Here is a 22090-nt window from a genome sequence, read left to right on the forward strand (position 1 = left end):
CGAAGAAGGTTATGTATTGATTTGGGTCTGGTTACCGGCAAAATTTCGCCATTCTCTCCAGCGGGGCAAAAACATGGGTACACGCCGCTGATATTCGGCGTACTGATCGCCGAACTTCTTGATCATCTGTCGTTCCTCTGAACGCGCAAGTAGAACGTAGGCGATGACGATGACCGGATACAGAGCTACGGAGAAGATCGTCGGCCAATGCAAAACGCCTTCGCCGAACAAGGCCAGGAAGATGCCCGTATATTGCGGATGCCGGACAATCCCGTAGAGACCGTCGGTCGCCAAGCGCCCTTGCCGGTAGGCGCGATAGACCTCCCGCCAGCCCCCGGCAAGCATGATCAGGCCGGCCACGACGAGCGGAAGCCCCGCGACCATCGCAATTACCATTGCGCTTTCTCCATAACCGGACAGCTCCGACCACAGATTGTTATGGAGATATTTCCGGTCCAGGTTGAAGAAACGCGTGAGCAAGTAGATCGTGAGCGGGAAGCCGTACATTTCCGCATAAAGCGCGATTATGAATGCTTGCACCAATCCGGCGCTCGCCCATTCCCGCCAACTCCGCGGTGCCACGTAGCGGTAAAGTGCCCATGACACGGCTACGATCATAACGACGGCCAAACCCCATGCACCCATGATCAAACTCCTTCCCGATCAAATACCGCTCGGCGGGGCGATTAAGACTTGGTCATCCTCCAAGAGCCTCACCAAGGCGGTCGCCGACCTCGTCCGCAGCCGCCCAAGAGATCGAGAGTCTTGCCAGCGGGCGGGTTCCGAGGTCTTGTCCGGCCCAGCCCACGGGACATAGCCGGAGCCGATTTCCGCAGGTGCCGGGCAAATTTGACGTCCATTAAACAGTTCGGTTGAAAGGGGAATCGGGTTACAAAATCACGGCACCGTGAGGCCGATCTCCCGAGGCGCTCTGAAAGTGCACATTCCTTACGTCAAGGCCGGCAGGTCGTGTCGATACTAACGTGTCGATATTGAATTGGCCCACATGTTGACGGCGTCGCACCGGCGATTAATTTTTTTGCGACGGTTGTAACCGGGACGCAGCCGGGTCCGAACATAGGTATATCTCGTGCATGACGAGCAACGAATCCGAGCTTAGAGGCCTGATGATCGCCGGGCTCAATGGCGACTCTGCGGCGCATCGCGCGCTTCTAGGACGCTTAAGCAAGCATCTGCGTGCTTACTACAGGAGCAGAATGCCCAGCTACGCACGCGGCGATTCCGACGCGGAGGACCTTGTGCAGGAGGCGCTCATTGCCATCCATACCCGGCGCCATACTTATGACCCCAAGCAGCTTCTGACCCCCTGGGTCTACGCGATCGCGCGCTACAAACTGATCGACTATCTGAGGAGAAACCGAGCATCGCGCGCAAATGTGCCGATCGAGGACGCAGGCGAACTGACCGCCCAAGACGATAGCGTGGCGTCGGAAAGCATGACGGATCTCGGCCGCCTGATGGCTCAGCTACCGCCGAAGATGCGCCGTGCCATACAGTACGTCAAACTTGACGGATTGAGCGTTTCGGAAGCCGCAGCGCGGAGCGGCATGTCGGAGTCCGCAGTGAAAGTTAACATACATCGGGGACTGAAAGCTTTGTCAGCATCAATCTCACGGGAGCCGGAATTGTGAAAACAGACGATCTGGTTGAAATTCTCAGCACAAATGTCGAAGTCGTCAACCGCCGGCAGGTCTCGCGCACCATAGCGGGCGCAATTATCGTCGGCGGCGTTGCGTCTCTCGCGGTAATCGTTATGGCGCTCGGGCTCCGGCCCGATCTGGAACAAGTTACCACATGGACTTTTCTCCTCGTGAAGCTCGCGTTCGCTATCGGCATCGTCGCTCTGTCGCTGTCAGCATTGAACAGGGTCTCCCGACCGGGTGGCGAGCGCCGGACATCGGTCGGCCTCATCGCTTCGCCCTTTGTCGGCATCATGATCCTTGCTGCGATAAGTCTATTCTCCACGCCGAGTTCGCACTGGGCGGCGATGGCGGTCGGCGACCAATGGCTCGAATGTCTTCTTTCGATACCCATTATCGCCATCGTCCCGTTCGCTGCCGTCATCTGGGCGGTACGCCAGGCAGCCCCAACCAATCTCACCCGCGCAGGAGCTCTCGCAGGCCTGACTGCGGGCGGCATCAGCGCGACGGCCTACGCGTTTCATTGCACCGACGACTCGATGCCCTTCATCGCGCTTTGGTATGGAGGGACCGTCGCGTTGTGCACTTTCGCCGGTGCCTATCTGGGGCCGCGTTTGCTGCGGTGGTGACCCGCTGTTTGAAGCAGCAAAGTACAAATCCGGAGGGGAAATGATACGGCGAGACGAATGGCTCCCATGCGTTGCGTTCGGTTCCACGCGTCGCGACCGGACCCTTTGCTGCGGTCATGTAGGCGGTGCGAATAGCGGCCCCTGTCGATCTGGCGCGTAAGGGCGCGCTTGCCGGGCTCGCTGACCACCGGCATAACCGTCATCGTCTCTGGGCTTCACCGCACAGTCGTCCCGCCCCGTTGGTTGCCCCTTGCGTCGGTGGAACCGGCATCTAGGTGCATGGTTGAGTAGAGCTAGGGTCGGACCGCGGCTCTTGCGCCGCCGGGACCTCCGCCCTGATGTCCAACGGGCATGCCCCGACATTCTCGCTCGTATAGATAAAATGCGAGTCGCCTTGTCCCGAGAATAGTACTTTACGGGAGACAACAAGCTCACGATCTAGTGATAAAGCGGCGTAACCGACGGCTCGGACGGCACGAACTAACTCCAAGTCGTCCCCTTCGTACGGTCACCGTGCCTTGCGTGGCGTCCGTTTATTCGCGATTCGGGAGTGAAATTGTCAGACCTGCCCGTTGTTATTATCACCGGAAGCAGCGGCTTCATCGGATCGGCTCTGGTGCGCAAGCTGTCAGGCTCGTTCGCGCTCGTCGGTTTCGACCGTATCGCGTCGCATGCCCCGCCGCCCCAGGCGGAATGCGTATGCATCGACCTCACTTCGGAAGTGGGCGTGAAAGGCGCCTTCGAGCGACTTCGTATCGCGTATGGAAACCGCATCGCCTCAGTCATCCACTTGGCCGCCTACTACGATCTGTCCGGGGAGCCCAGCCCGCTCTACGAAAGCATTACCGTTGGTGGGACCGAGCGGCTGCTGGCGCATCTGAAGGATTTCGAAGTCGAGCAGTTCATATTCAGCAGCACGCTGCTGGTTCATGCGCCGACGAAGCCCGGGCATCCCATCAACGAAGAGGCGCCGATCGACCCCCGCTGGCCGTACCCGATGTCCAAGGTCGAGACCGAAGCTAAGATCCGCGAGCGGCACGGAAACATCCCAATCGTGAGCCTGCGCCTGGCCGGCGTTTATACCGACGAGGGCCGCAACGCATTTTTGTCGCAGCAGATTGCGCGCATCTACGAACGCCGGCTGCTTAGCCTGCTTTACCCGGGCGACCCGGCACACGGCCAACCGTTCCTGCATCTGGAAGATGCCTGCGACGGAATTGCTCGATTGATCGAACGACGCAAGGATTTGCCGAGCGATCTGGTCCTGTTGCTCGGAGAGCCAGAGACGATGAGCTACGATGAGGTGCAACGCACGACCGCCAAGCTTCTGCATGGCGAGGAATGGCATACAAAAAAAGTCCCGAAACTCATGGCGAAGGCGGGGGCTTGGCTTGAGGACGAGATATTGGACGAGGAGCCGTTCATCAAGCCGTGGATGGTCGATTTCGCCGACGATCACTATGAACTCGACATCGGCAGAGCCCGTAAGTTGCTGGGTTGGCAGCCAAGGTTCTCTCTGCGGGGATCGTTGCCGACCATCATAGACAACCTGAAAGCGGATCCGGCGCGCTGGTACCGCGAAAACAAGTTGAACGACGCGCTGGTGGCCGGCGATGCTGCCGCGCTCGGGGGCGGGCAGCCGGAAAAATCTCCGGAGGCGCGCATGGTCGAACAGGTCGCCTTGCAACAACGGGTGTCCCGCGAGCACGAAAACATGATGGAGTCCGAACGTCACACGACGCGTTGGGCGCATTTCGTCAACATCGCTCTCGGGGCCTGGCTTGTGACGAGTGCCTTCGCTTTCGGGCTGTTCGAGCATGCCTCCTTCGATTTTGCGATCCTCCAGGTCACGGAAGATCGCTCACTGGCTCCGCCGGACTGGCGCAGCGCGATACTGGGGCGAAGCGACGTCATCGCCGGGCTGCTGATCATGCTCTTCGGAGCCCTGTCGCTTTCCCGCCGTTCCAACTGGGCGCAATGGGCAAACGTCGTCATAGGGCTTTGGCTGTTGTTTGCGCCGCTGGTATTCTGGGCGCCCAGCGCTGCGGCCTACAACAACGATCTGATCGTGGGAATGCTGGTCATTACCTTTGCGGTTCTTGTGCCCATGATGCCCGGCATGAGCATGGAAGGCATGATGGACTCCACATCGGTACCTCCCGGTTGGACTTACTGCCCGTCGACCTCGGCGCAGCGTCTTCCGGTCGCTGCAATGGGGCTGGTCGGGCTGCTCATCGCGCGGCAGTTGACTGCCTACCAGCTGGGCCACGTTCAGGCCGTTTGGGACCCGTTCTTTGGAGGGGTCGGCGGACTGAATGGCACCGAAACCATCATCACTTCCGATGTTTCGAAGGCTTGGCCCATTCCCGATGCCGGTCTGGGAGCCGTTGCCTATGCTCTTGAGATCCTCATGGCCTGCATGGGCGGTCGCGCAAGATGGCGTACGATGCCGTGGATGGTGACCTTCTTCGGCATCCTCGTCGTGCCGTTGGGCGTGATCAGCATCTATTTCATCATTATTCAGCCGATTATCATCGGGACTTGGTGCGCGCTGTGCCTGCTCGCAGCACTTGCGATGCTTGTCATGATCCCGTTTTCTCTCGATGAGTTGATCGCAATGGGCCAATTTCTTGTCTGGAGCCGCCGCGCAGGAAAGCCGTTCTGGCGTACGTTCTTCTTGGGGGACGCCATGCTGGGTGGTTCCGATGTCGGTGGACACGATCTTGCTTCGCCGAAGGCGGCGCTCGCGGACATGATACGCGGAGTGACGCTGCCTTGGACGCTCGCGACAAGCGCGATCCTCGGCGTTTCATTGATGTTCACGCGGCTCACCTTCGGAACGGCAGGAGCGATGGCGGACAGCGATCATGTCGTGGGAGCCCTTGTCGTGACAACGGCGATTATCGCGACGGCAGAGGTGGCGAGGCCCGTGCGATTTGTCATCGCCGGTTGCGGCCTCTGGCTGATCGTCGCGCCGTGGATCCTCGCCGGGGGATCGTCTACGGCGGCTTGGACGAGCGCGGTCTTAGGTGTCATCCTAATCGCGCTTAGCGCGCCACGCGGCAAACGCAGCCGGGAACATTATGCGAGCTGGGATGACTACGTCGTGTGAGCGGGTGGGGAGTTGCTTGCCTATCTGGCCCGCACCGCTGCACGCGTTGCCGGCCACGGTTGTCCCGCCCCGCAGTCCCGTCGACAACGGGGAGGCCGGCTGCCTTCCGTTGACCGAGCCTCTTCGAGACGGTCCTTACGAATCCGGAATCACGGTTGCGTGTTCTTGTAACCAATCGGCGCTCTCATCCGATCTAGCTAGTAGAGCGTGACTACTCTCGGCCCCGAAGAGCCGAGTATCCGCCCTCGCGGGTTTCGCTTCCTGCTTCCGGCCGGCGTCCCGGCTCGATCCACAGGCCAACCCTGGATGTCCTCCAGTAACAGAGAGCTTTCACATTCTTGCGCAACCGGAAAACCCGATGCAGTCAAAACATTCGATAGATCGGGAAAAGATGTCCGTCCCGCCTAGGCCCGGCCCTGAAGGGCACAGGTTGGCGGCGCGCAAGCGGATCAAAGGAGAGAGAAAAATGGCCAACATCCTTCTTCGTGTTTCATTGTTGTTGCCGTTCATGGCGATATCAAGCGCCGTCCATGCCGACCACAATCTCCAACATCGGCCGAACCAGCCCGCCGAATATGGTGCCTTCAACCAGGCCGGAACCCCGCCGACTGCTTCCAAGACGGGATGGCAAGGACGCCCGTCGCCGCAACAACGCAATTCAGGGAAGTCATGCACCTACCAAGGGGGGCCCAAATCCGGCTTGTGGGCCTGTCGATAGACGCCGTCCCCACTGCGACCGGGTTTTTTTCGTTGAATGCAAGGAGGACTTTGATGAACCGACGAACCTTGTGCCGGAGCATTGTTGCCGCATTGTTTTCGCTTCCTGCTCCCGCCTTTGCCGTATCGACCCAAGCGACCCTGTTCAAGAAACCGATCTGTAAATGTTGCGATGAATATGTCTCATACTTGCGGGAGTATGGGTTCGAGGTCCAGGTCAAGATCACGAACGAACTCGCAGAGATCAGCAGGAAGGCAGGCGTTCCGGAAAAACTTGAAGGGTGCCATACGATGTTCGTTGACGGCTATGTCGTCGAAGGCCTCGTTCCGGTCCGCGTGATTCGGAGACTGCTTTCGGAGCGTCCTGCTATTGCTGGCATTACCCTTCCCGGCTTGCCCGCGGGCTCGCCTGAGATGCCTGGAGAAAAGAAAGGCCCATTCACCATTTACGCCGTTACGAGAGACGGCGCGCCTCCCAGCACCTACGCCGTCGAATAGGCCTGCGCCGCGAAAAGCGAATAGACATGCCGCCCGTTCAGCCGCGCACGGCATATCGAATTGATATCGACTTCCTTACATCGCTCGCCTGACGAAGGCCGTGCGCTCCGGGGGGCACGTTATCATCGCGACGTTCGCTCCCGACGGTCCCGAAAGGTGCAGCGGCTTGCCGATCGTGCGCTACGATCCGACAACTCTTGCCTCCGCGCTAGGGCCCGAGTTTGAACGGATCGATCCGAAGCGGCATGATCATTTGACGCCCGGCGGTGGTACGCAGCGCTTCCAGTTCAGCCGGTTTCTGCGAAAATAAGGTCATCAGACCGCGGGGTTTCCAATAAAGCGCATTTTGACGACAGCCGTCCTTTGCTTGTAACGAGCAACGCACGTGCCGAAGGCCCTTACGCGAGAATGCAAGACCGAACCGTGAAGGCGCTTTCTGGGCAGCAGGTCGCGGACCTCAGCCAGGGAATGGCGTTGGCCGCGGAATTAAACGGATATCCGGGGGTTCCGTCGCATGCGCTGGAACTCGCGGACAAACTGGAATTAAGGCCCGACCAAATCTCCGCGGTACGAAGCCTGTTCGAATCCATGAAGCGCAAGTCGATCCTGTTGGGCACGCGGATGATCGAAGAGGAGACGGAGCTCGACCGGCAATTCGCCTCGCGAGCCATCATCCCGGACAGCCTCCGGACGGCCACTGCCGCCGCCGCCCGCACGTAGAGCGAACTCCGGGAAACTCATCTCAAATGCCGCTTGTCCACAGCCGCGCTTTTGGATCAGGAGCAGATGCGGCGATATGCAAGCCTTAGAAGATATCAGGGGACGGCCTGTCCGCATCATCCCAATGAAAAGGAGGATGTGTTCACCCGTGCCGATGCCGATGATGTAGGTCCGGATAGTGTGATGCTTGTGGCGAAGCGATCCAACGGCCGGGGACATGCCGTTATAGACCACAGAAGAATCAAATGCGGGACTGACAACTTGCCGCGAGTCCTTCATACCGCGCGGGCGCGCTTCATCAGCTTGCCGCATCCCGCGTCGCTCAAGATAACCGAGAAGAGCTATCGGCCGCATCAAGCTATTGTCATGGCGGCGCAAGATACCTTAGGTCGATAAAGTCTGAAGAGGAACCGGAAGATGCCACCCCGGCCGGCGGTGCACCAGCCGGGGAGCAGACGCTGTCGAATTTACTTTCGGCCTTCGTGCTCCCAGTGAGCGGCGATATCCGCGCCGGATTTTGTCAGGTGAACGTGCTGATCGATGTGGTCGATCCAGGCGACCGGAATAAAGTGATGATGGTCTCCATCCGGGGAACTTTGTTTGGTCAGCTTAATCTTGTCGGAGCCGTCCAGATGATCGACCTTGCCGACGGTCTTTTTGTCGGCTGAAATGACGTCCATGTGCTCTTTGATTTGTGAAGTGTCCGGCATCGGTAGTCTCCTTTGAGTTTGGAAATCAGAAACGCGCCACGGTCGGTAAGGTTGCTTAGCCGGTTAGACGGTCTATCCGCGCGCGGATCCGCGCTGCCGTTCCAAGCCGTCCGAGGGTGAATATGGCCGGTTGGTTTTATACCCTGATCCCCAGCGTCGCCGTCGTTCTGGGGGCTGCCGTCGCGCTCTGGCGGCAACCGACGCCTGTGATTGCCGCTGCGATTCAGCATTTCGCGGCGGGCGTCGTTTTCGCCGCCGCGGCCGGCGAACTCCTCCCGGACATCAAACATCGCCAGTCGGTCTGGGCGGTCATCCTTGGAGGAGCCGCGGGCATCCTCCTCATGCTCCTGATCAAGCGTCTGGGCGAAAAGGCCAAAGGCACCCTTGGACTGGTCATCATGGTCGCGGTGGACATCTTCATCGACGGATTGGTCCTCGGCATCGGTTTCGCCGCCGGCGTCAAACAGGGTTTTCTCCTTACGGTAGCGCTCACGATCGAAGTGCTTTTTCTCGGGCTCTCGCTCACCGGCGAACTATCGGAAACCATTCGGCAGCCGACGAAGGTGCTTTTCATCATCGCTGGCCTGGCGGTGCTATTGCCGACCGGGGCGGCCGTCGGCATCCCGTTGAGCCATCTACCTAATTTCTGGATCGCGGCATTCTTTTCGTTCGGTCTGATAGCGCTGCTATACCTCGTCACCGAAGAGCTCCTGGTGGAAGCTCATTCGGCTCCGGAGAAGCCGTGGGTAACCAGTCTTTTTTTCGTGGGTTTTCTGCTGATTCTTCTGTTGGACGAAGTCGCCGGCTGAATGCCAAACTTCCTTCTTTTTGAGAGAGATAGTGCAGACGAACCCTTTTCGTGCGTGGTTGAGCAAGGTCGGTTGGGAGACCGCGTTCGCGGTGGCCCTGGCGGCGGCGCTCGCTATCAGTACGGGAGCGACGAGCACGCTCTTCTTTCGCTACCTGGCGGGCGTCAGCGGGCTCGGTTCGCTTGTGCAAGCGGCGTTAGCCATCGGCCGCGGCCGACCGCTCACGGAGCGTCTATCCGAATGGGATGAGGCGATCGTGCTCGCCACGATGTCGGCCGGGGCGCATCTGATCGCCGTTCACCTGGACAAGGCTACATGAAATATGTGACCCCCATGGCGACCGCCGCAGCCGCCATGACACCCGTCGCTATCCATCCCAGTCCCGTCAGCCAACCGCCGATCGTGAATTCGCCCATGATCTTGGGATTTGCCGCCATCAGCATCATCAGTCCCATCACCGGCACCGCAACGATGCCGTTGATGACCGCGCACCAGTACAGCGCCTTGATGGGGTCGATCGGCGCAAAATTGAGGAGGATGCCGACAATTGTCGCCATGACAATCGTCGCGTAGAAAGCCTTCGCTTCCTTGGGTTGCCGTGCAAGGCCGATCGGCCACTTGCGGGCTTCGCCAATGGCGTAGGCTGCTGAACCGGCCAGCACGGGAATGGCCAGAAGTCCCGTTCCGAGAACGCCCAACGCGAATATCGTCGCGGCGTAATTGCCGGCGATCGGACGCAACGCCTCGGCGGCCTGGGCGGAAGTCTCGATATCCGTCACGCCGGATACGTTAAGCGTGGCGGCGGTCGTCAAGATGATGGCCAACGCGATCAGGTTTGAAACGCCCATGCCGATCAGGGTATCGAGCTCGATCCGCTTGATGGCGTCCGGACCCTGTTCTGGCGCCCGTTTCAGGATCTGTCGTTCGGGAACGACGCGTATGTCCTCGGCCTCCTGAGACGCCTGCCAGAATAGGAGGTAGGGGCTGATCGTCGTGCCAAAGACCGCGACGATAGTCTGGATATATTCGATCTTCCAGGTAATGGACGGCAATACGAACTGGCGAAGCGCTTCGCCCCAGTGGACGTCCACCATAAACAGCGTTGCCACGTAGGCGAGCAGCGCGAGCGTCAGCCATTTCAGGTAGGATACGTAACGGGTGTACTGCAGCAGGACCTGCAGCCCGATGCAGACCAGGCCAAATAGGGCCACATAAAAAGTTTTCGAGCCGCCGAGCACCAGACTGGTGGAGTCGGCCATCGCACCGAGGTCGGCGCCGATGTTGATGATGTTGGCGGCCGCCAGCAGCGTCACGAAGACTTGCAAGAGCCAATTCGGATAATGCTGACGCAAATTGCCTGCGAGGCCACGACCCGTCGTCCGTCCGATCCTTCCGCTGATCATCTGGACCGCCGCCATCAGCGGATAGGTCAACAACATTGTCCAGCTCAGCGTGTAGCCGAATTGGGCGCCGGCCTGGCTATACGTGGCGATCCCGCTTGGATCATCGTCGGAGGCGCCCGTGATAAGCCCCGGCCCGAGGGCATCCAGCAGGCGCGGCTTGCTCGTACCCACGACCGGGCTAGGTCCTGTTCGCGCGCTCTTTTTGGTCGAATTCACCAGAATGCCCCTCGGCCGGAAAAAGCATGGAAAAATGGCGTTTGTTTACGTCCAAGTTAGAACCGAGTTCCATGCCGCCCAAATTTGCAGTTTTGGGCCTCGGGCTCCATTTTACGTAAGCAAACAATGAATTCCCGCGATTCGCCCGCAGAGCGCAAGGTTGTCATCCAATGTCCCAGACCCAACGATCCATCTTTATCGTCGGGGTTCTGGCGATAACTGCCTTGTGCGCGACTGTTGCCGGTATCCTTCTGCACCGAGCGTTTCCGGACCATCCTTGGGTAACGATCATCGGGCCACTCGGCGCAGCGGGGACGATCATCGGATTGGCCGAAATCCTTCGGCGCAAGTGACAGGTGCCGCTACACAATCAGCCGCCGTGTTTGACGAGCGGAAGGTTCTCAAACGGGTGTCAACATTGTAATAGTGTTCGCAGAAGAAATTTGCTAACCCGACGACATGGGACGTCAGGCCGGTCAGAAACTGCCAAGACTGCAAGCACCGGGTTTTCGCCGGATGCTGCTGATGTTCCTTGCTTTTGCTTACCTTTTCGTCGGTCTGGTACACACCATTTCCTGCACGGACGAAGCTGTCGCGGCCGCTATCGCATCCGATTCGGGCAATATCCCCGACGATGGCTCGGATGAGGGCGGCTCCAAGAAATCCAACGTGATCGCCGGACATTGCTACGTTTGCGCGCCGGTCATGATGCCTGCGCTGGTCACGGATGCCGGGCCCTCCGCGCGCCCCGTGACGCTGTACTTCGCCCCGCCGAAGCTCCTTTTCGAGGACCACCCGCGGCTTGATACGCCGCCACCCAAACATCTGGCCTGAACATCGCCGCCGCGCGGTCTGACCGCGTCGTCTTCGTGCTTTTCAGGTTTTTTGCATGTTTTTGGTCCGAGACGCCCTGCGCATTGCATGCGCATTGGCTGTACTTTCAATTCCAGTCCAGGCTGCCGAACGTTCTTCGCATGTCATCACGTTGCCGCAAGCGCTGCAGCGGGCATTGGCCGCGAATCCGCGCCTGACGGCGGCCGAGCGCGATATCGGCATTGCTGGTGGGCTCCGGATCCAGGCCGGTGCGCTCCCCAATCCGGACGTATCGTTCGAACTGGACAATGCTTTGGGGTCGGGGCCCTACAAGGGGCTGCGGTCAGCCGAGACCAACCTGCAATTAAGCCAACTCGTCGAACTGGGCGGCAAGCGCGAAGCGCGCGTCGCCGCGGGCGAGGCGGGCATCGGCACGGCCGTTTGGCAGCGCCGGGCAACCCGGCTGGAAGTGCTGTCCGAGACCGCGATCGCGTTCATCACGATCATCAGCGCGCAGCGCCGCATCGAGATATTCGACGAGCAGATCGCAAGCTTCGATCCGCTGATTCCGCTCCTTCAGAAGCGCGTCCAGGAAGGTGCATCTTCCCCGGCGGAGACGCTGCGGGCCCAGGTCGCCGCCGATCTGTTCCGCGTCGAACGCGAGCGCACCAAGACGCAGTTGGCCCTGGCCCGCCGCGATCTGGCGATACTCATGGGCGACAGCAGTCCGCGGTTCGGCAAGGCGGTCGGACGGCTCGCGACTATCGGCCAGCCGCCTCCGTTCCAGACCATCATCCAGGCCATTGAAGCCAATCCGCAGTTGCTGCGGTGGACCGCGGTCACAGCCCAACGCAATGCCGAGCTCCTGATCGCGCGCCTGAAGGCGATCCCCGACCCGCGCATTTCTGCGGGCTGGCGGCATTTTCAGGACACCAACGACAACGCGGTCCGGCTGGGCGTCTCGATTCCAATCCCGGTGTTCGACCAGAACACGGGCAACATCATCGCAGCGCAGGAGACGCTCGCAAAGACCGAAGCGGAGCGTGCCATCAACAAGCTTGTGCTGATCAGCATCGTGGGCCGAGCCTACGATACTTTGACCGGTGCGTTGGCCGAGATGAAGCTGTTGCGTTCATCGGTCATTCCCAATGCCCGCAGCGCGTCGGAGACGATCTTCAGCGGCTACTCGCAGGGCCGTTTTACCCTGCTTGAACTGCTCGACGTCCGAGGGTCGCTATTGCAGGCGCTGCTGCGCGAGCAGGAAGCGCTGCAGAACTTCCATATCGCAATTGCGACGATCGAAGGGCTTGCCGGCAACCCGTTTACGCTAACCCGCGAGAGTTCGAGATAATGAAGGCAATTGTCCGATATTCCGTATTCATTCTGGTCGCCGCCGCGCTTGCCTACGGCGGATACCGGATGCTGCTGCCGGCGACCTCGAAGACTGCGCCGACCGAGAAGGCCGAGAAGGAGGAACATGCCGACAGCGTCGCCTTGAGCGACGCCAAGGTCCAGGCGGCGGGGATCGAGCTTGCAAAAGCCTCGTCCGGCGTACTGCGCGACAGCCTTCTGCTGAACGGCATCGTTCAACCCAACCAGGAATCGCTTGTCCAGGTTACGCCCCGCTTCCCGGGGATCGTCCGGGACGTTCGCAAGCGGATCGGCGACGTCGTTCAGAAGGGCGAGGTCGTGGCGGTCATCGAAAGCAACCAGAGCCTGACCCAATATGAATTGAAGGCGGCGCTCGCTGGTACCGTAATCGACCGTCAAACTACCTTGGGAGAGTTTGTATCCGAGCAGAAGCCCGCCTTCGTGATCGCCGACTTGTCGACGGTGTGGGTGGACTTCTCGGTGTACCGCCGCGACTTGAAGCGCGTCAGCATCGGCGACCAGGTCTTCATCGATCCGGCGGACGGCGGGCCGGCAATCGAGGCCAAGGTTTCGTACCTGTCGCCGGTCGGCAGCAGCGATACCCAGAGCGCGATTGCCAGAGCCATCGTGACGAACGCGGAACAACGGCTCCGTCCCGGGTTGTTCATCACGGGTCGACTGACCCTGTCGGCGAAGAAAGTCGGCGTCGCAGTCAAGTCCTCGGCGTTGCAAACCGTCGAGAACCGGACGGTCGTCTTCGTTCGCAACGGCGAAAAATTCGACGCCCGCGACGTCGAGATCGGCGAACGCGACACTCATCTCGTCGAAATCATCTTTGGTGTGCTCGAAGGCGACGTCTACGCCGCTCAGAACAGCTTCATCGTCAAGGCGGAACTGGCAAAGGGAGCGGGTAGTGATGAGCACTGAGGGCAGCAAGACTTTGATTACCGCGCTGATCAGGCCGCACATGGAAGGCCATGTCGTCCGCGCGCTGCACGATCTTCCTGATTTTCCCGGTTTCACCTTCGATGAGGTGCGGGGACAGGGAAGAGGGCGCGGACAAGGGGGCGGTTACGTGTCGACGGAGACGGATCTCACCTACCATCAATACCTGGAGCTGCGATTGGTCTGCCGGTCCGAACTTGCCGATGACATCTGCGGTAGCATCGCATCGGCCGCCTGGACCGGACGCAAGGGCGACGGTGTCGTCTACACGACACCCGTTCATTCGTTTGCGCGCGTCCGGGAAACCGGCAAACGTCCGGAGCAACCCAATGATTGATGCGATCCTTTCGTTCGCCATCCGCCAGCGTTGGCTCGTCATGATCGGTGTCCTGCTCATGGCGGCCTTTGGTGCCTGGAATTTCACGCGCCTTCCGATCGATGCGGTCCCAGACATCACCAACGTTCAAATCCAGATCAACAGCCGGGCGCCCGGATACTCGCCGCTGGAGGTCGAACAGCGGATCACGTTCCCCGTCGAGACCGCGATGGGAGGACTGCCCCATCTGGACAGCACCCGGTCGCAGTCCCGCTACGGACTGAGCCAGGTAACGGTCATTTTCAAGGACGGTACCGACATCTATTTCGCCCGGCAGTTGGTCAACGAACGGATCCAACAGGTCAAGGACCAGCTACCGCCCAGCATCGAAACCGCGATGGGGCCGGTATCAACCGGACTTGGCGAGATATACCTGTTCACCGTCGAAGCCAAACCGGAAGCCCGCAAGGCCGGCGGCGGCGAATACACGCCGAGCGATCTGCGGACGATACAGGACTGGATCATCAAGCCGCAGCTTCGGAACGTACCCGGCGTCATCGAGGTCAACACCATCGGCGGCTTCGAACGGCAATTCCACGTGCTGCCGGATCCCGCGCAATTGATGGCCTACAAGCTCAGTTTCCGAGAGGTGATGACGGCGCTGGCGGCCAACAATGCCAACGTCGGCGCCGGCTACATCGAACGGAACGGCGAGCAGTACCTCGTACGCACGCCCGGGCAAGTCGCCAACGTCGAGGAAATTAAGGAAATCGTAATCGGGACGCGCAATGGCGTGCCTGTCCGCGTGGGAGACGTCGCCGACGTCAGGGAAGGCAAGGATCTGCGGACGGGTGCTGCAACGGTCAACGGAAAGGAAGTCGTTCTTGGAACCGCCATGCTTTTGATCGGCGAGAACAGCCGCACGGTGGCTCAACGGGTTGCCGCCAAGCTCAAAGAGATCGGACGGTCGTTGCCGGACGGCGTGATCGCGAGGGTCGTCTATGATCGGACGCACCTCGTCGAAGCGACGGTAGCAACGGTTGAAAAGAACCTCGTCGAAGGCGCTTTGCTCGTCATCGTCATCCTTTTCCTGATCCTCGGCAATTTTAGAGCCGCGATCGCCACCGCCTTCGTGATTCCGCTGGCGATGCTATTCACCATCACCGGCATGGTGGAGAACAAAGTCAGCGCCAACCTGATGAGCCTTGGCGCCATCGACTTCGGCATCATCATCGACGGTGCCGTCATCATCGTGGAGAACTGTCTGCGCCTTCTGGCGGCGGAGCAGCACCGGCTCGGCCGAATACTCAACCGCCAAGAGCGGTTCGAGACGATACTGGCCGCTTCTCGAGAAGTGATCGGTCCGAGCCTGTTCGGAACGTTGATTATCGGTGTGGTCTATATCCCGATCCTGACCCTCACAGGCGTCGAAGGAAAGATGTTTACTCCGATGGCGTTGACGGTGCTGATGGCGCTCACCGGCGCGAGCATCCTATCGCTGACGTTCGTGCCGGCGGCGGTCGCCTTGTTGGTGACAGGCAAAGTTTCGGAGCATGAGAATTGGTTCATGCGCGGGGCGCGAAAACTGTATAGGCCGTTGCTGGCCGCCTCGATCCGCAACAGGTTCGGCGTCGCTATAATCGCAGTCCTGCTGATGATCGTGTGCGGCATTTCTACTACGCGCATGGGCGGTGAATTCATTCCGAGCCTTGACGAGGGTGATGTTTCGCTACAGGCGATACGAATTCCAGGAACCAGCTTGACCCAGTCGCTCGAAATGGAGGCCATGGTCGAGAAACGGCTGATGAAAATTGCGGAGGTCAAGGAGGTTTTCTCGCGTACCGGCACCGCGGAGGTCGCCACCGACCTGATGCCGCCCTCGACGTCCGACGGATACGTCATGCTGAAGCCGCGGAAGGAATGGCCCGATCCGGAGAAGCCGAAGGCCGCGGTCGTCGCCGAAATTCAGGAGGCAGCGGAAGAGATCCCGGGCAACGTCTATGAAATTTCGCAGCCGATCCAACAGCGCATGAACGAACTCATATCGGGCGTCCGCAGCGACGTCGGCGTCAAGATATTTGGCGACGACCTCGATGTGCTCGCCGAGTACGCGTCACGCGTCCAGGCCGTTCTGCAAAATGTGAAAGGCTCGGCCGACGTCAAGACCGAACAGTCGTCTGGATTGCCGGTGCTGACGGTCAAACTGAATCGTCAAGCGTTGTCGCGTTACGGCATCAGCGTTGGCGACGTTCAGAACCTGGTCGAGATTGCGGTCGGCGGCAAGAATTCCGGGGTGGTCTTCGAGGGTGACCGCCGATTCGATATCGTCGTCCGGCTTCCGGAGCATTTGCGCTCCGATATCTTCGCGCTCAAAGCGCTGCCGGTTCCGCTGCCGCCGCTGGAAAACCAGGCAAAGGCCGTCCCGGCCATCTGGGGCAATTCGCCGCTTTCCCAGATTCGCTATGTGCCCCTTTCGGAACTAGCCCAGATCAATCTCGCGCCCGGTCCTAACCAGATCAGCCGGGAGCAGGGTAAACGTCGCATCGTCGTCACCGCCAATGTGCGCGGACGCGACCTCGGATCCTTCGTGGCGGACGCCCAGCAACAGGTCGAGGCCAAGGTCAAACTTCCGGCAGGCTATTGGATCGGCTGGGGCGGACAGTTCGAGCAACTGGTGTCCGCGACACAGCGGCTGACGATTGTCGTGCCGATAGCGCTTCTGCTGATTTTCCTGCTTCTGTTCATGAGCCTCGGCTCCATACCTGACGCCCTGCTGGTCTTCAGCGGCGTCCCGTTGGCCTTGACCGGTGGCATATTGGCACTCCTACTGCGGGGCATTCCGCTGTCGATCAGTGCAGGCATCGGTTTCATCGCCCTTTCGGGCGTGGCCGTGCTCAACGGCCTCGTCATCATCACCTTCATCGAGAGACTTCGCAAGGAAGGGCGCCGCCTCGTCGAAGCCGTCAGCGAAGGTGCGCTCACCAGATTGCGCCCTGTGCTGATGACCGCGCTTGTGGCGTCGCTTGGATTCGTGCCGATGGCAATCGCAACCGGCGCCGGCGCGGAAGTACAGCGGCCGTTGGCGACGGTCGTCATCGGCGGAATCATCTCTTCGACCATTCTCACGCTGTTGGTATTGCCGGCTCTCTACGTCCTGTTCAGGCGGGAGGATCTGGAGAACGGGAAATCGGAAGCACCCCTGACTGAAGGAGCTAAGTCATGAGATATGCGCTGTGGTTAATCGCCGCCATGTTGTTCGCAGTCCCGGCCTACGCGGAGGAATACGAAAAGGGTCCCAACGGCGGCTTGATGCTCGATGTCGCCGGCATTGATGCCGAGCTCATGACCGCCGGAAATACGGTCACGATCAATGTGTTCGTTCCGAACTCCCCCAAGCCGGTTTCCACTAAGGGCTACACCGCCGCGGTTTTGATCGCGGGAGGCGGCGGGCGCGAAACAGTTACGCTTGTGCCTCAGGGCGAGAATTCGCTGAAGGGCGACGCGAAGAACCCGATAGCGGCGGGGACGACGATCGCGCTCACCATCAAGACCGCCGAAGGAAAATCCGGCCAAGTGAAGTTCAAGAAGTGATGGCCGCTGCGCACCAGGACGGCAGGGCATCGAGTGGACGTTGTGCAATACGCGATACCGCCTTCGGAATTGAGCCGCAGGCCCGGATGAGCGCGGTTGGTCCGGGCCGGCCGTCGCTCTGCGTCGTGGTGGCGCTGTCCTGGGCTGCCGTCTTCTCAGCCAGCGCAGGTATCGCCCTCGGGGCGGAAGCACCAAAGGCGCGGATCGTCGGTCTTGGCGCCACCACGTGTCAGCGATTCAACGACGACGTCAAAGCCAATCCTGTGGTTCGACGGGACTACCTTGCATGGGCGCAAGGCTTCATGAGCGGCATCATCCTGAGCAGGCCGCCCGGTGTCGACGAGGGGCTCGATCTCAATCCGGTGACGTTCGATCTCATCAACCAATTGCATTTTCTGGAAGATCATTGTGCACGCAATGTATCGCTGGATTTCTCGGACGCGGTCGAAGCGCTCTACAAGCGGTTGCGCCAGGAGGGCAAGACGTGAATTTGAAACATCGCACCGAGCCTCTCCCGCAGTGCCAAAGGAATCGATCATGAGCGACACCTTACAGACGGAGAAGGTTCGCTTTCGCGTCGACGGGATGGACTGCGCATCCTGCGCCACGAAGATCGAAAACGCCCTCCAGCGAATGCCTGGGGTCACGGAGGTCACCGTTTCGGTGACGGGCGGCACGGTGACTGTCCGCCGCGGCGCCGGAGGGGTAGACGCCGATGAGATCCGCGATCAGATCTCGAATCTCGGCTACCGGGTGGCCCGGCCCGAGTCCGATCGAAGCGATGTTCATGGCGACGATCGTGGTATCTCTACAACATCCGGCGAAAGCCATTCTCATCTAGATGCCCCTTCGGATCAGCCTTGGTGGAAAACCCGCAAGGGCGGTTTGACCATCGCGTCCGGAACCGCTCTCGCGGTCGCTTTCGCGATCGGAAAAGCATTTCCAGCCATCGAGCAATGGGCGTTTTTCCCGGCGATGATGGTCGGGCTGGTCCCGATCGCGAAGCGCGCAGTTTCCGCTGCAACTGCGGGGACGCCGTTTTCCATCGAGATGCTGATGACGATCGCCGCGATCGGCGCCGTCTTCATCGGGGCGACCGAGGAAGCGGTCACGGTGGTCTTCCTGTTCCTGATCGGAGAACTGCTCGAGGGCGTCGCCGCCAGCCGGGCGCGCGCCAGCATTCAGGACCTGACCAAGCTGGTGCCCAAGACCGCACGGTTGGAGGAGGACGGTCAGGTCCGCGAGGTCCCGGCCGATACCCTATCGGTCGGCGCCATGATCCAAGTGCGTCCCGGCGACCGGATCCCGGCCGACGGCGTCATCGTTTCCGGAGAGAGTTCGATCGACGAGGCGCCGGTCACCGGCGAAAGCACGCCCGTCCGGAAGGGCCGCGACGAGACCTTGTTCGCCGGCACCGTCAACGGAGACGGATTGCTCAGTGTGCGGGTGACAGCCGCTGCGGCAGACAACACGATCGCCCGCGTGGTGAAGCTTGTCGAGGAGGCGCAGGAGTCCAAAGCGCCTACCGAGCGCTTCATCGACCGCTTCTCGCGGTACTACACGCCCGGCGTGGTCGTGGTCGCGGCCCTGGTGGCCATCATCCCACCGCTGGTGTTCGGCGGGACCTGGAGCGGCTGGATCTACAAGGGCCTCGCCATTCTGCTGATCGGGTGTCCCTGCGCCCTGGTGATCTCGACCCCTGCGGCGATCGCCGCCAGTCTATCTGCCGGTGCACGCCGGGGTCTGCTGCTGAAGGGCGGCGCCGTCCTCGAACAGATCGGCAAGATCACCATCGCCTGTTTCGACAAGACGGGTACGCTCACTGCGGGCAAGCCCCAGGTCACGGATATCATCGCCTTCGAGCGGAGCGAGGGAGACGTCCTGCGTTTCGCCGCCGCGCTCGAATCCGGATCAAGCCACCCGCTTGCTGCTGCGATCCTGTCCAGGGCGGCGGACCACCAGATCTGGTTGCCGCCGACTTCGAACGCCACGGCGATCGGCGGCAAGGGCGTCGAAGCGACGGTGGAGGGCATAAAGATATTCCTCGGCTCGCCAAAAGCAGTCTCCGAATTTGCCCCCACCACCGCCGAACAGGACGCCCGGATCTCGGCCCTCAACGACGAGGGGAAGACGGTTGCCCTGCTCGTCATGGACGACAGAGTCGCCGGCGCGATCGCCATGCGGGACGAGCCTCGTCCGGATGCCAAGACGGGCCTGAAGCTGTTGGCGGACGCCGGGATCAGGACGGTGATGCTGACCGGCGACAACCGCCGCACCGCCACCGCCATTGGCCAGCAATTGGGAATCGACGTGGAAGCGGAACTTCTGCCGCAGGACAAGCAGCGTATCGTCGGCCAGTTCCAGAAAGCCGGGTGGTCCGTCGCCAAGATCGGCGACGGCATCAACGATGCACCTGCGCTCGCCGCCGCCGACGTCGGCATCGCCATGGGCGGCGGTACCGACGTCGCGCTGGAGACCGCGGACGCCGCCGTGCTGCACGGACGCGTGTCCGATGTCGCGGCCATGGTCGACCTGTCCAAGCGGACCATGACCAACATCCGCCAGAACATCACGGTCGCGCTAGGGCTGAAGGCAGTTTTCCTGGTCACCACCGTAGTCGGGCTCACCGGGCTGTGGCCCGCCATCCTCGCCGACACCGGCGCGACAGTGCTGGTCACGCTGAACGCCCTGCGGCTGCTCCGTCTACCCGACCCTTCAAGCACAGGAAAGGCCAAGAATTGAACCGAATGTCCACCATAGGGAGGGCGCGTCATGCGATGGCCCCCGTCGCTTTTTTCGCTCTGGTCTTCGGGCTGACGATTGGCGCGGCAATCGCGTCCGCCGCGCCGGGCGACGCCGGCGGGACCACAAGGTTCGATGCTGCATTGCTAATCAGGATTGGAGTCGCGGTGGCGCTGGCTTTCCCGATCGGGTGGGAACGCGAGTTTCGTGGTTCCGAGGCCGGCGATCGTACCTTCATGCTCGTCAGCCTGGGAGCGGCCGCTTTCACGGCCGTCGGCGTCGAGAATTTTCCGGCGACCGCCGAAAAAGTGATGGCGGGCGTTGTGACCGGCGTCGGCTTCCTCGGAGGCGGCATGATCCTGAGGGACGGGGGCGCCGTCCGAGGCCTGACCACCGCCGCGGCGATCTGGTCGACGGCCGCGGTCGGCATGCTCGCGGGTGTCGGTGAACTTCTGATCGCCGCGCTCGTGACCGGAATGGTGATCCTGATCCTCGAATTTGAATTTCTGCCGGTGATCGGCCGGCTCGACGCCCGCCGCTGGCGGCCGAAGAAAATCAAGCCGGAGGGGAATAAAAACGAATTCTGACGGACGCCTCGTCACAGGCGTCGCCTTCAACTCGATCCAAATAGCAAATCCATCCACGACCTGAACAGCAGGAGAAGAAAATGGGATTCGACCAATACCACGAACCGGCCGACGAGCTTTCGCAGGAGACGCGCACCTTCGCACGAATGATCACGTCGCTGATCGAGGAAGCCGAGGCCATCGGCTGGTACGAACAGCGGATGTCGCTGGAAAAGGACAAGGAGGCCAAAGCGATCATGGCCAACGCGCAGAAGGAGGAATTCAAGCATTTTGGCATGAATCTCGAATTCCTGCTCCGACGCAATAAGGACTGGCGGACCGAGCTTCAGGGCATCCTGTTCACGAAAGGCGACATCGTCGAACTCGCGGAGAAGGCCGAAAAGAAGGTGGACTAGCGTGTCGCGATGGGAGGCCCTCGTGGAAGACAAGCGCAAATTGCGGCGAACGCGCGTTTTGAAGGCCGGAATGATCTCGTTCGGGGGATCGGCGATCTCTTGTACCGTGCGCAACCTCACGAAGTCGGGCGCGATGCTGGACGTCGTGAGTCCGCTCGGCGTGCCTCGGGAATTCACGCTGGTGATCTCGTCCGACGATGTCCGTCACGAATGCCGGATCGTCTGGATCAAGGAACAGCGTATCGGCGTCTCCTTCAAATCGGGTCGAGAATGCTCATGATGCGGTTGGCAACGCTGGCAGGGAGGATCTCATGTGGCGTTTCTTCATAGCATTGATGATGTGTCTTACGGCGTCCGGCGCGATGGCGCGCGCTTCGGGTCAGGCCTCCGGCCGGTTGGTGCCGCTATCCTCCGGCCAGTACGACCGGCTCTCTCCCGCCATCCGCTCCGCACTCGATGTGGCGCAGCGCGAATGCGGGAATGAATACATCACCGTGCGTAACGGGTTTCTGCGGTATCTGCAGGGAGGCGCGGGTGAAGAATTCACGGCGGTGCACTTCGACGAGATCGGATGCGCAAAAAGTGCGGAGCTCTGTTCGGCCGACGGATGTCTCCATCGCGTCTTTGTTTCCCGGGCTGGCTTGCAGCGGGAGGTCTGGCGCGGAAAGACCTCTGAAGTCGACATGTCGATCGTTTCCGGCGTCCCCGCCATCGATCTGCATTGCGGCGCATTCGACCATAGCTGCTGCACACGATTGATCTGGAACGGGAGCCGGTTTCGATGAAGGCGGATGGAAGACTGGATCGTAGAGCATGACGTCATCGATAAACGCGCACATTCACTTCGGCGGCGCC

General features: G+C 60.7%; 22 protein-coding genes. 19 read left to right on the plus strand and 3 right to left on the minus strand.

The features are described from left to right. Positions 1 to 9: 9 nt before the first annotated feature. On the minus strand, positions 10 to 645 hold the full coding sequence (locus JQ573_RS34720; protein ID WP_212319172.1) for an isoprenylcysteine carboxylmethyltransferase family protein: 636 nt from the start codon (positions 643 to 645) through the stop codon (positions 10 to 12). Between the two features lie 449 nt (positions 646 to 1094). Between JQ573_RS34720 and JQ573_RS34725 the strand changes: the two genes are divergently transcribed. From JQ573_RS34725 to JQ573_RS34745, 5 genes are all read left to right on the plus strand, one after another. Beyond that, positions 1095 to 1652 (plus strand): sigma-70 family RNA polymerase sigma factor, encoded by a 558-nt coding sequence (locus tag JQ573_RS34725; RefSeq protein WP_212319171.1) that lies wholly within the window; start codon positions 1095 to 1097, stop codon positions 1650 to 1652. Further along, positions 1649 to 2290 (plus strand): NrsF family protein, encoded by a 642-nt coding sequence (locus tag JQ573_RS34730; RefSeq protein WP_212319169.1) that lies wholly within the window; start codon positions 1649 to 1651, stop codon positions 2288 to 2290. The genes JQ573_RS34725 and JQ573_RS34730 overlap by 4 nt, the downstream gene beginning before the upstream one ends. Before the next feature lie 556 nt (positions 2291 to 2846). Beyond that, entirely contained in the window at positions 2847 to 5402 is a 2556-nt protein-coding gene (locus JQ573_RS34735; RefSeq protein ID WP_212319166.1) for a vitamin K epoxide reductase family protein, read from the plus strand. Positions 5403 to 6173: 771 nt separating this feature from the next. Further along, the gene (locus tag JQ573_RS34740) at positions 6174 to 6617 is read left to right on the plus strand and encodes a DUF411 domain-containing protein (RefSeq protein WP_212319164.1); all 444 of its coding nucleotides are present in this window, start codon (positions 6174 to 6176) and stop codon (positions 6615 to 6617) included. A gap of 423 nt (positions 6618 to 7040) precedes the next feature. Next, positions 7041 to 7337, plus strand: a complete 297-nt coding sequence (locus tag JQ573_RS34745) for a hypothetical protein (RefSeq protein WP_212319162.1) — start codon at positions 7041 to 7043, stop codon at positions 7335 to 7337. A 467-nt stretch (positions 7338 to 7804) separates the two neighbouring features. On the opposite strand, the gene JQ573_RS34750 is transcribed toward JQ573_RS34745, so the two are convergent. Then, positions 7805 to 8047 (minus strand): DUF2171 domain-containing protein, encoded by a 243-nt coding sequence (locus JQ573_RS34750; RefSeq protein ID WP_212319160.1) that lies wholly within the window; start codon positions 8045 to 8047, stop codon positions 7805 to 7807. A gap of 122 nt (positions 8048 to 8169) precedes the next feature. Here JQ573_RS34750 and JQ573_RS34755 point away from each other — a divergent pair, with 122 nt between their 5' ends. Both JQ573_RS34755 and JQ573_RS34760 read left to right on the plus strand, forming a co-directional pair. Next, complete coding sequence (locus JQ573_RS34755) at positions 8170 to 8856, plus strand: ZIP family metal transporter (protein WP_212319158.1); 687 nt, start codon at positions 8170 to 8172, stop codon at positions 8854 to 8856. Positions 8857 to 8887: 31 nt separating this feature from the next. Next, positions 8888 to 9175, plus strand: a complete 288-nt coding sequence (locus JQ573_RS34760) for a hypothetical protein (protein WP_212319157.1) — start codon at positions 8888 to 8890, stop codon at positions 9173 to 9175. Here JQ573_RS34760 and JQ573_RS34765 read toward each other — a convergent pair. Further along, positions 9168 to 10475 (minus strand): NRAMP family divalent metal transporter, encoded by a 1308-nt coding sequence (locus tag JQ573_RS34765; protein WP_212319155.1) that lies wholly within the window; start codon positions 10473 to 10475, stop codon positions 9168 to 9170. The two genes, JQ573_RS34760 and JQ573_RS34765, sit on opposite strands and share 8 nt — an antisense overlap. A gap of 516 nt (positions 10476 to 10991) precedes the next feature. Between JQ573_RS34765 and JQ573_RS34770 the strand changes: the two genes are divergently transcribed. From JQ573_RS34770 to JQ573_RS34825, 12 genes are all read left to right on the plus strand, one after another. Beyond that, positions 10992 to 11309 carry a hypothetical protein gene (locus JQ573_RS34770; protein ID WP_249132645.1) on the plus strand — a complete coding sequence of 106 codons (318 nt, stop codon included), beginning with the start codon at positions 10992 to 10994 and terminating at the stop codon, positions 11307 to 11309. Between the two features lie 55 nt (positions 11310 to 11364). Further along, entirely contained in the window at positions 11365 to 12639 is a 1275-nt protein-coding gene (ihpA, locus tag JQ573_RS34775; RefSeq protein WP_212319151.1) for a divalent metal ion exporter subunit IhpA, read from the plus strand. Beyond that, positions 12639 to 13586 carry a divalent metal ion exporter adaptor subunit IhpB gene (gene ihpB, locus JQ573_RS34780; RefSeq protein ID WP_212319149.1) on the plus strand — a complete coding sequence of 316 codons (948 nt, stop codon included), beginning with the start codon at positions 12639 to 12641 and terminating at the stop codon, positions 13584 to 13586. The genes ihpA and ihpB overlap by 1 nt, the downstream gene beginning before the upstream one ends. Further along, positions 13576 to 13941 (plus strand): P-II family nitrogen regulator, encoded by a 366-nt coding sequence (locus JQ573_RS34785; RefSeq protein WP_212319147.1) that lies wholly within the window; start codon positions 13576 to 13578, stop codon positions 13939 to 13941. The genes ihpB and JQ573_RS34785 overlap by 11 nt, the downstream gene beginning before the upstream one ends. Next, positions 13934 to 17143, plus strand: coding sequence for an efflux RND transporter permease subunit (locus JQ573_RS34790; RefSeq protein ID WP_212319145.1), 3210 nt, complete (start codon positions 13934 to 13936; stop codon positions 17141 to 17143). Before JQ573_RS34785 ends, JQ573_RS34790 begins: the two co-directional genes overlap by 8 nt. After that, a complete protein-coding gene (locus JQ573_RS34795; protein ID WP_212319143.1) occupies positions 17140 to 17511 on the plus strand; it encodes a hypothetical protein in 372 nt (123 codons plus the stop codon). Before JQ573_RS34790 ends, JQ573_RS34795 begins: the two co-directional genes overlap by 4 nt. An 86-nt stretch (positions 17512 to 17597) precedes the next feature. Then, on the plus strand, positions 17598 to 17999 hold the full coding sequence (locus JQ573_RS34800; protein WP_212319339.1) for a hypothetical protein: 402 nt from the start codon (positions 17598 to 17600) through the stop codon (positions 17997 to 17999). 49 nt (positions 18000 to 18048) lie between these two features. Continuing rightward, positions 18049 to 20253 carry a heavy metal translocating P-type ATPase gene (locus tag JQ573_RS34805; protein WP_212319141.1) on the plus strand — a complete coding sequence of 735 codons (2205 nt, stop codon included), beginning with the start codon at positions 18049 to 18051 and terminating at the stop codon, positions 20251 to 20253. A 35-nt stretch (positions 20254 to 20288) separates the two neighbouring features. Next, on the plus strand, positions 20289 to 20840 hold the full coding sequence (locus tag JQ573_RS34810; RefSeq protein WP_249132646.1) for an MgtC/SapB family protein: 552 nt from the start codon (positions 20289 to 20291) through the stop codon (positions 20838 to 20840). 80 nt (positions 20841 to 20920) lie between these two features. After that, on the plus strand, positions 20921 to 21235 hold the full coding sequence (locus tag JQ573_RS34815) for a hypothetical protein (RefSeq protein ID WP_024582871.1): 315 nt from the start codon (positions 20921 to 20923) through the stop codon (positions 21233 to 21235). A gap of 22 nt (positions 21236 to 21257) precedes the next feature. After that, on the plus strand, positions 21258 to 21515 hold the full coding sequence (locus JQ573_RS34820; RefSeq protein ID WP_212319139.1) for a PilZ domain-containing protein: 258 nt from the start codon (positions 21258 to 21260) through the stop codon (positions 21513 to 21515). 31 nt (positions 21516 to 21546) lie between these two features. After that, entirely contained in the window at positions 21547 to 22020 is a 474-nt protein-coding gene (locus tag JQ573_RS34825) for a hypothetical protein (protein WP_212319137.1), read from the plus strand. Positions 22021 to 22090 lie beyond the last annotated feature (70 nt).

Source organism: Bradyrhizobium sp. AUGA SZCCT0105 (assembly GCF_018129565.1).
Lineage (GTDB): Bacteria > Pseudomonadota > Alphaproteobacteria > Rhizobiales > Xanthobacteraceae > Bradyrhizobium.

Coding starts and splice junctions, on each gene's coding strand:
- JQ573_RS34720 (WP_212319172.1), bottom strand. CDS start 645: ATGGGTGCATGGGGTTTGGCCGTCGTTATGATCGTAGCCGTGTCATGG.
- JQ573_RS34725 (WP_212319171.1), top strand. CDS start 1,095: ATGACGAGCAACGAATCCGAGCTTAGAGGCCTGATGATCGCCGGGCTC.
- JQ573_RS34740 (WP_212319164.1), top strand. CDS start 6,174: ATGAACCGACGAACCTTGTGCCGGAGCATTGTTGCCGCATTGTTTTCG.
- JQ573_RS34750 (WP_212319160.1), bottom strand. CDS start 8,047: ATGCCGGACACTTCACAAATCAAAGAGCACATGGACGTCATTTCAGCC.
- JQ573_RS34755 (WP_212319158.1), top strand. CDS start 8,170: ATGGCCGGTTGGTTTTATACCCTGATCCCCAGCGTCGCCGTCGTTCTG.
- JQ573_RS34770 (WP_249132645.1), top strand. CDS start 10,992: ATGCTGCTGATGTTCCTTGCTTTTGCTTACCTTTTCGTCGGTCTGGTA.
- ihpA (WP_212319151.1), top strand. CDS start 11,365: ATGTTTTTGGTCCGAGACGCCCTGCGCATTGCATGCGCATTGGCTGTA.
- ihpB (WP_212319149.1), top strand. CDS start 12,639: ATGAAGGCAATTGTCCGATATTCCGTATTCATTCTGGTCGCCGCCGCG.
- JQ573_RS34785 (WP_212319147.1), top strand. CDS start 13,576: ATGAGCACTGAGGGCAGCAAGACTTTGATTACCGCGCTGATCAGGCCG.
- JQ573_RS34790 (WP_212319145.1), top strand. CDS start 13,934: ATGATTGATGCGATCCTTTCGTTCGCCATCCGCCAGCGTTGGCTCGTC.
- JQ573_RS34795 (WP_212319143.1), top strand. CDS start 17,140: ATGAGATATGCGCTGTGGTTAATCGCCGCCATGTTGTTCGCAGTCCCG.
- JQ573_RS34800 (WP_212319339.1), top strand. CDS start 17,598: ATGAGCGCGGTTGGTCCGGGCCGGCCGTCGCTCTGCGTCGTGGTGGCG.
- JQ573_RS34805 (WP_212319141.1), top strand. CDS start 18,049: ATGAGCGACACCTTACAGACGGAGAAGGTTCGCTTTCGCGTCGACGGG.
- JQ573_RS34810 (WP_249132646.1), top strand. CDS start 20,289: ATGGCCCCCGTCGCTTTTTTCGCTCTGGTCTTCGGGCTGACGATTGGC.
- JQ573_RS34815 (WP_024582871.1), top strand. CDS start 20,921: ATGGGATTCGACCAATACCACGAACCGGCCGACGAGCTTTCGCAGGAG.
- JQ573_RS34825 (WP_212319137.1), top strand. CDS start 21,547: ATGTGGCGTTTCTTCATAGCATTGATGATGTGTCTTACGGCGTCCGGC.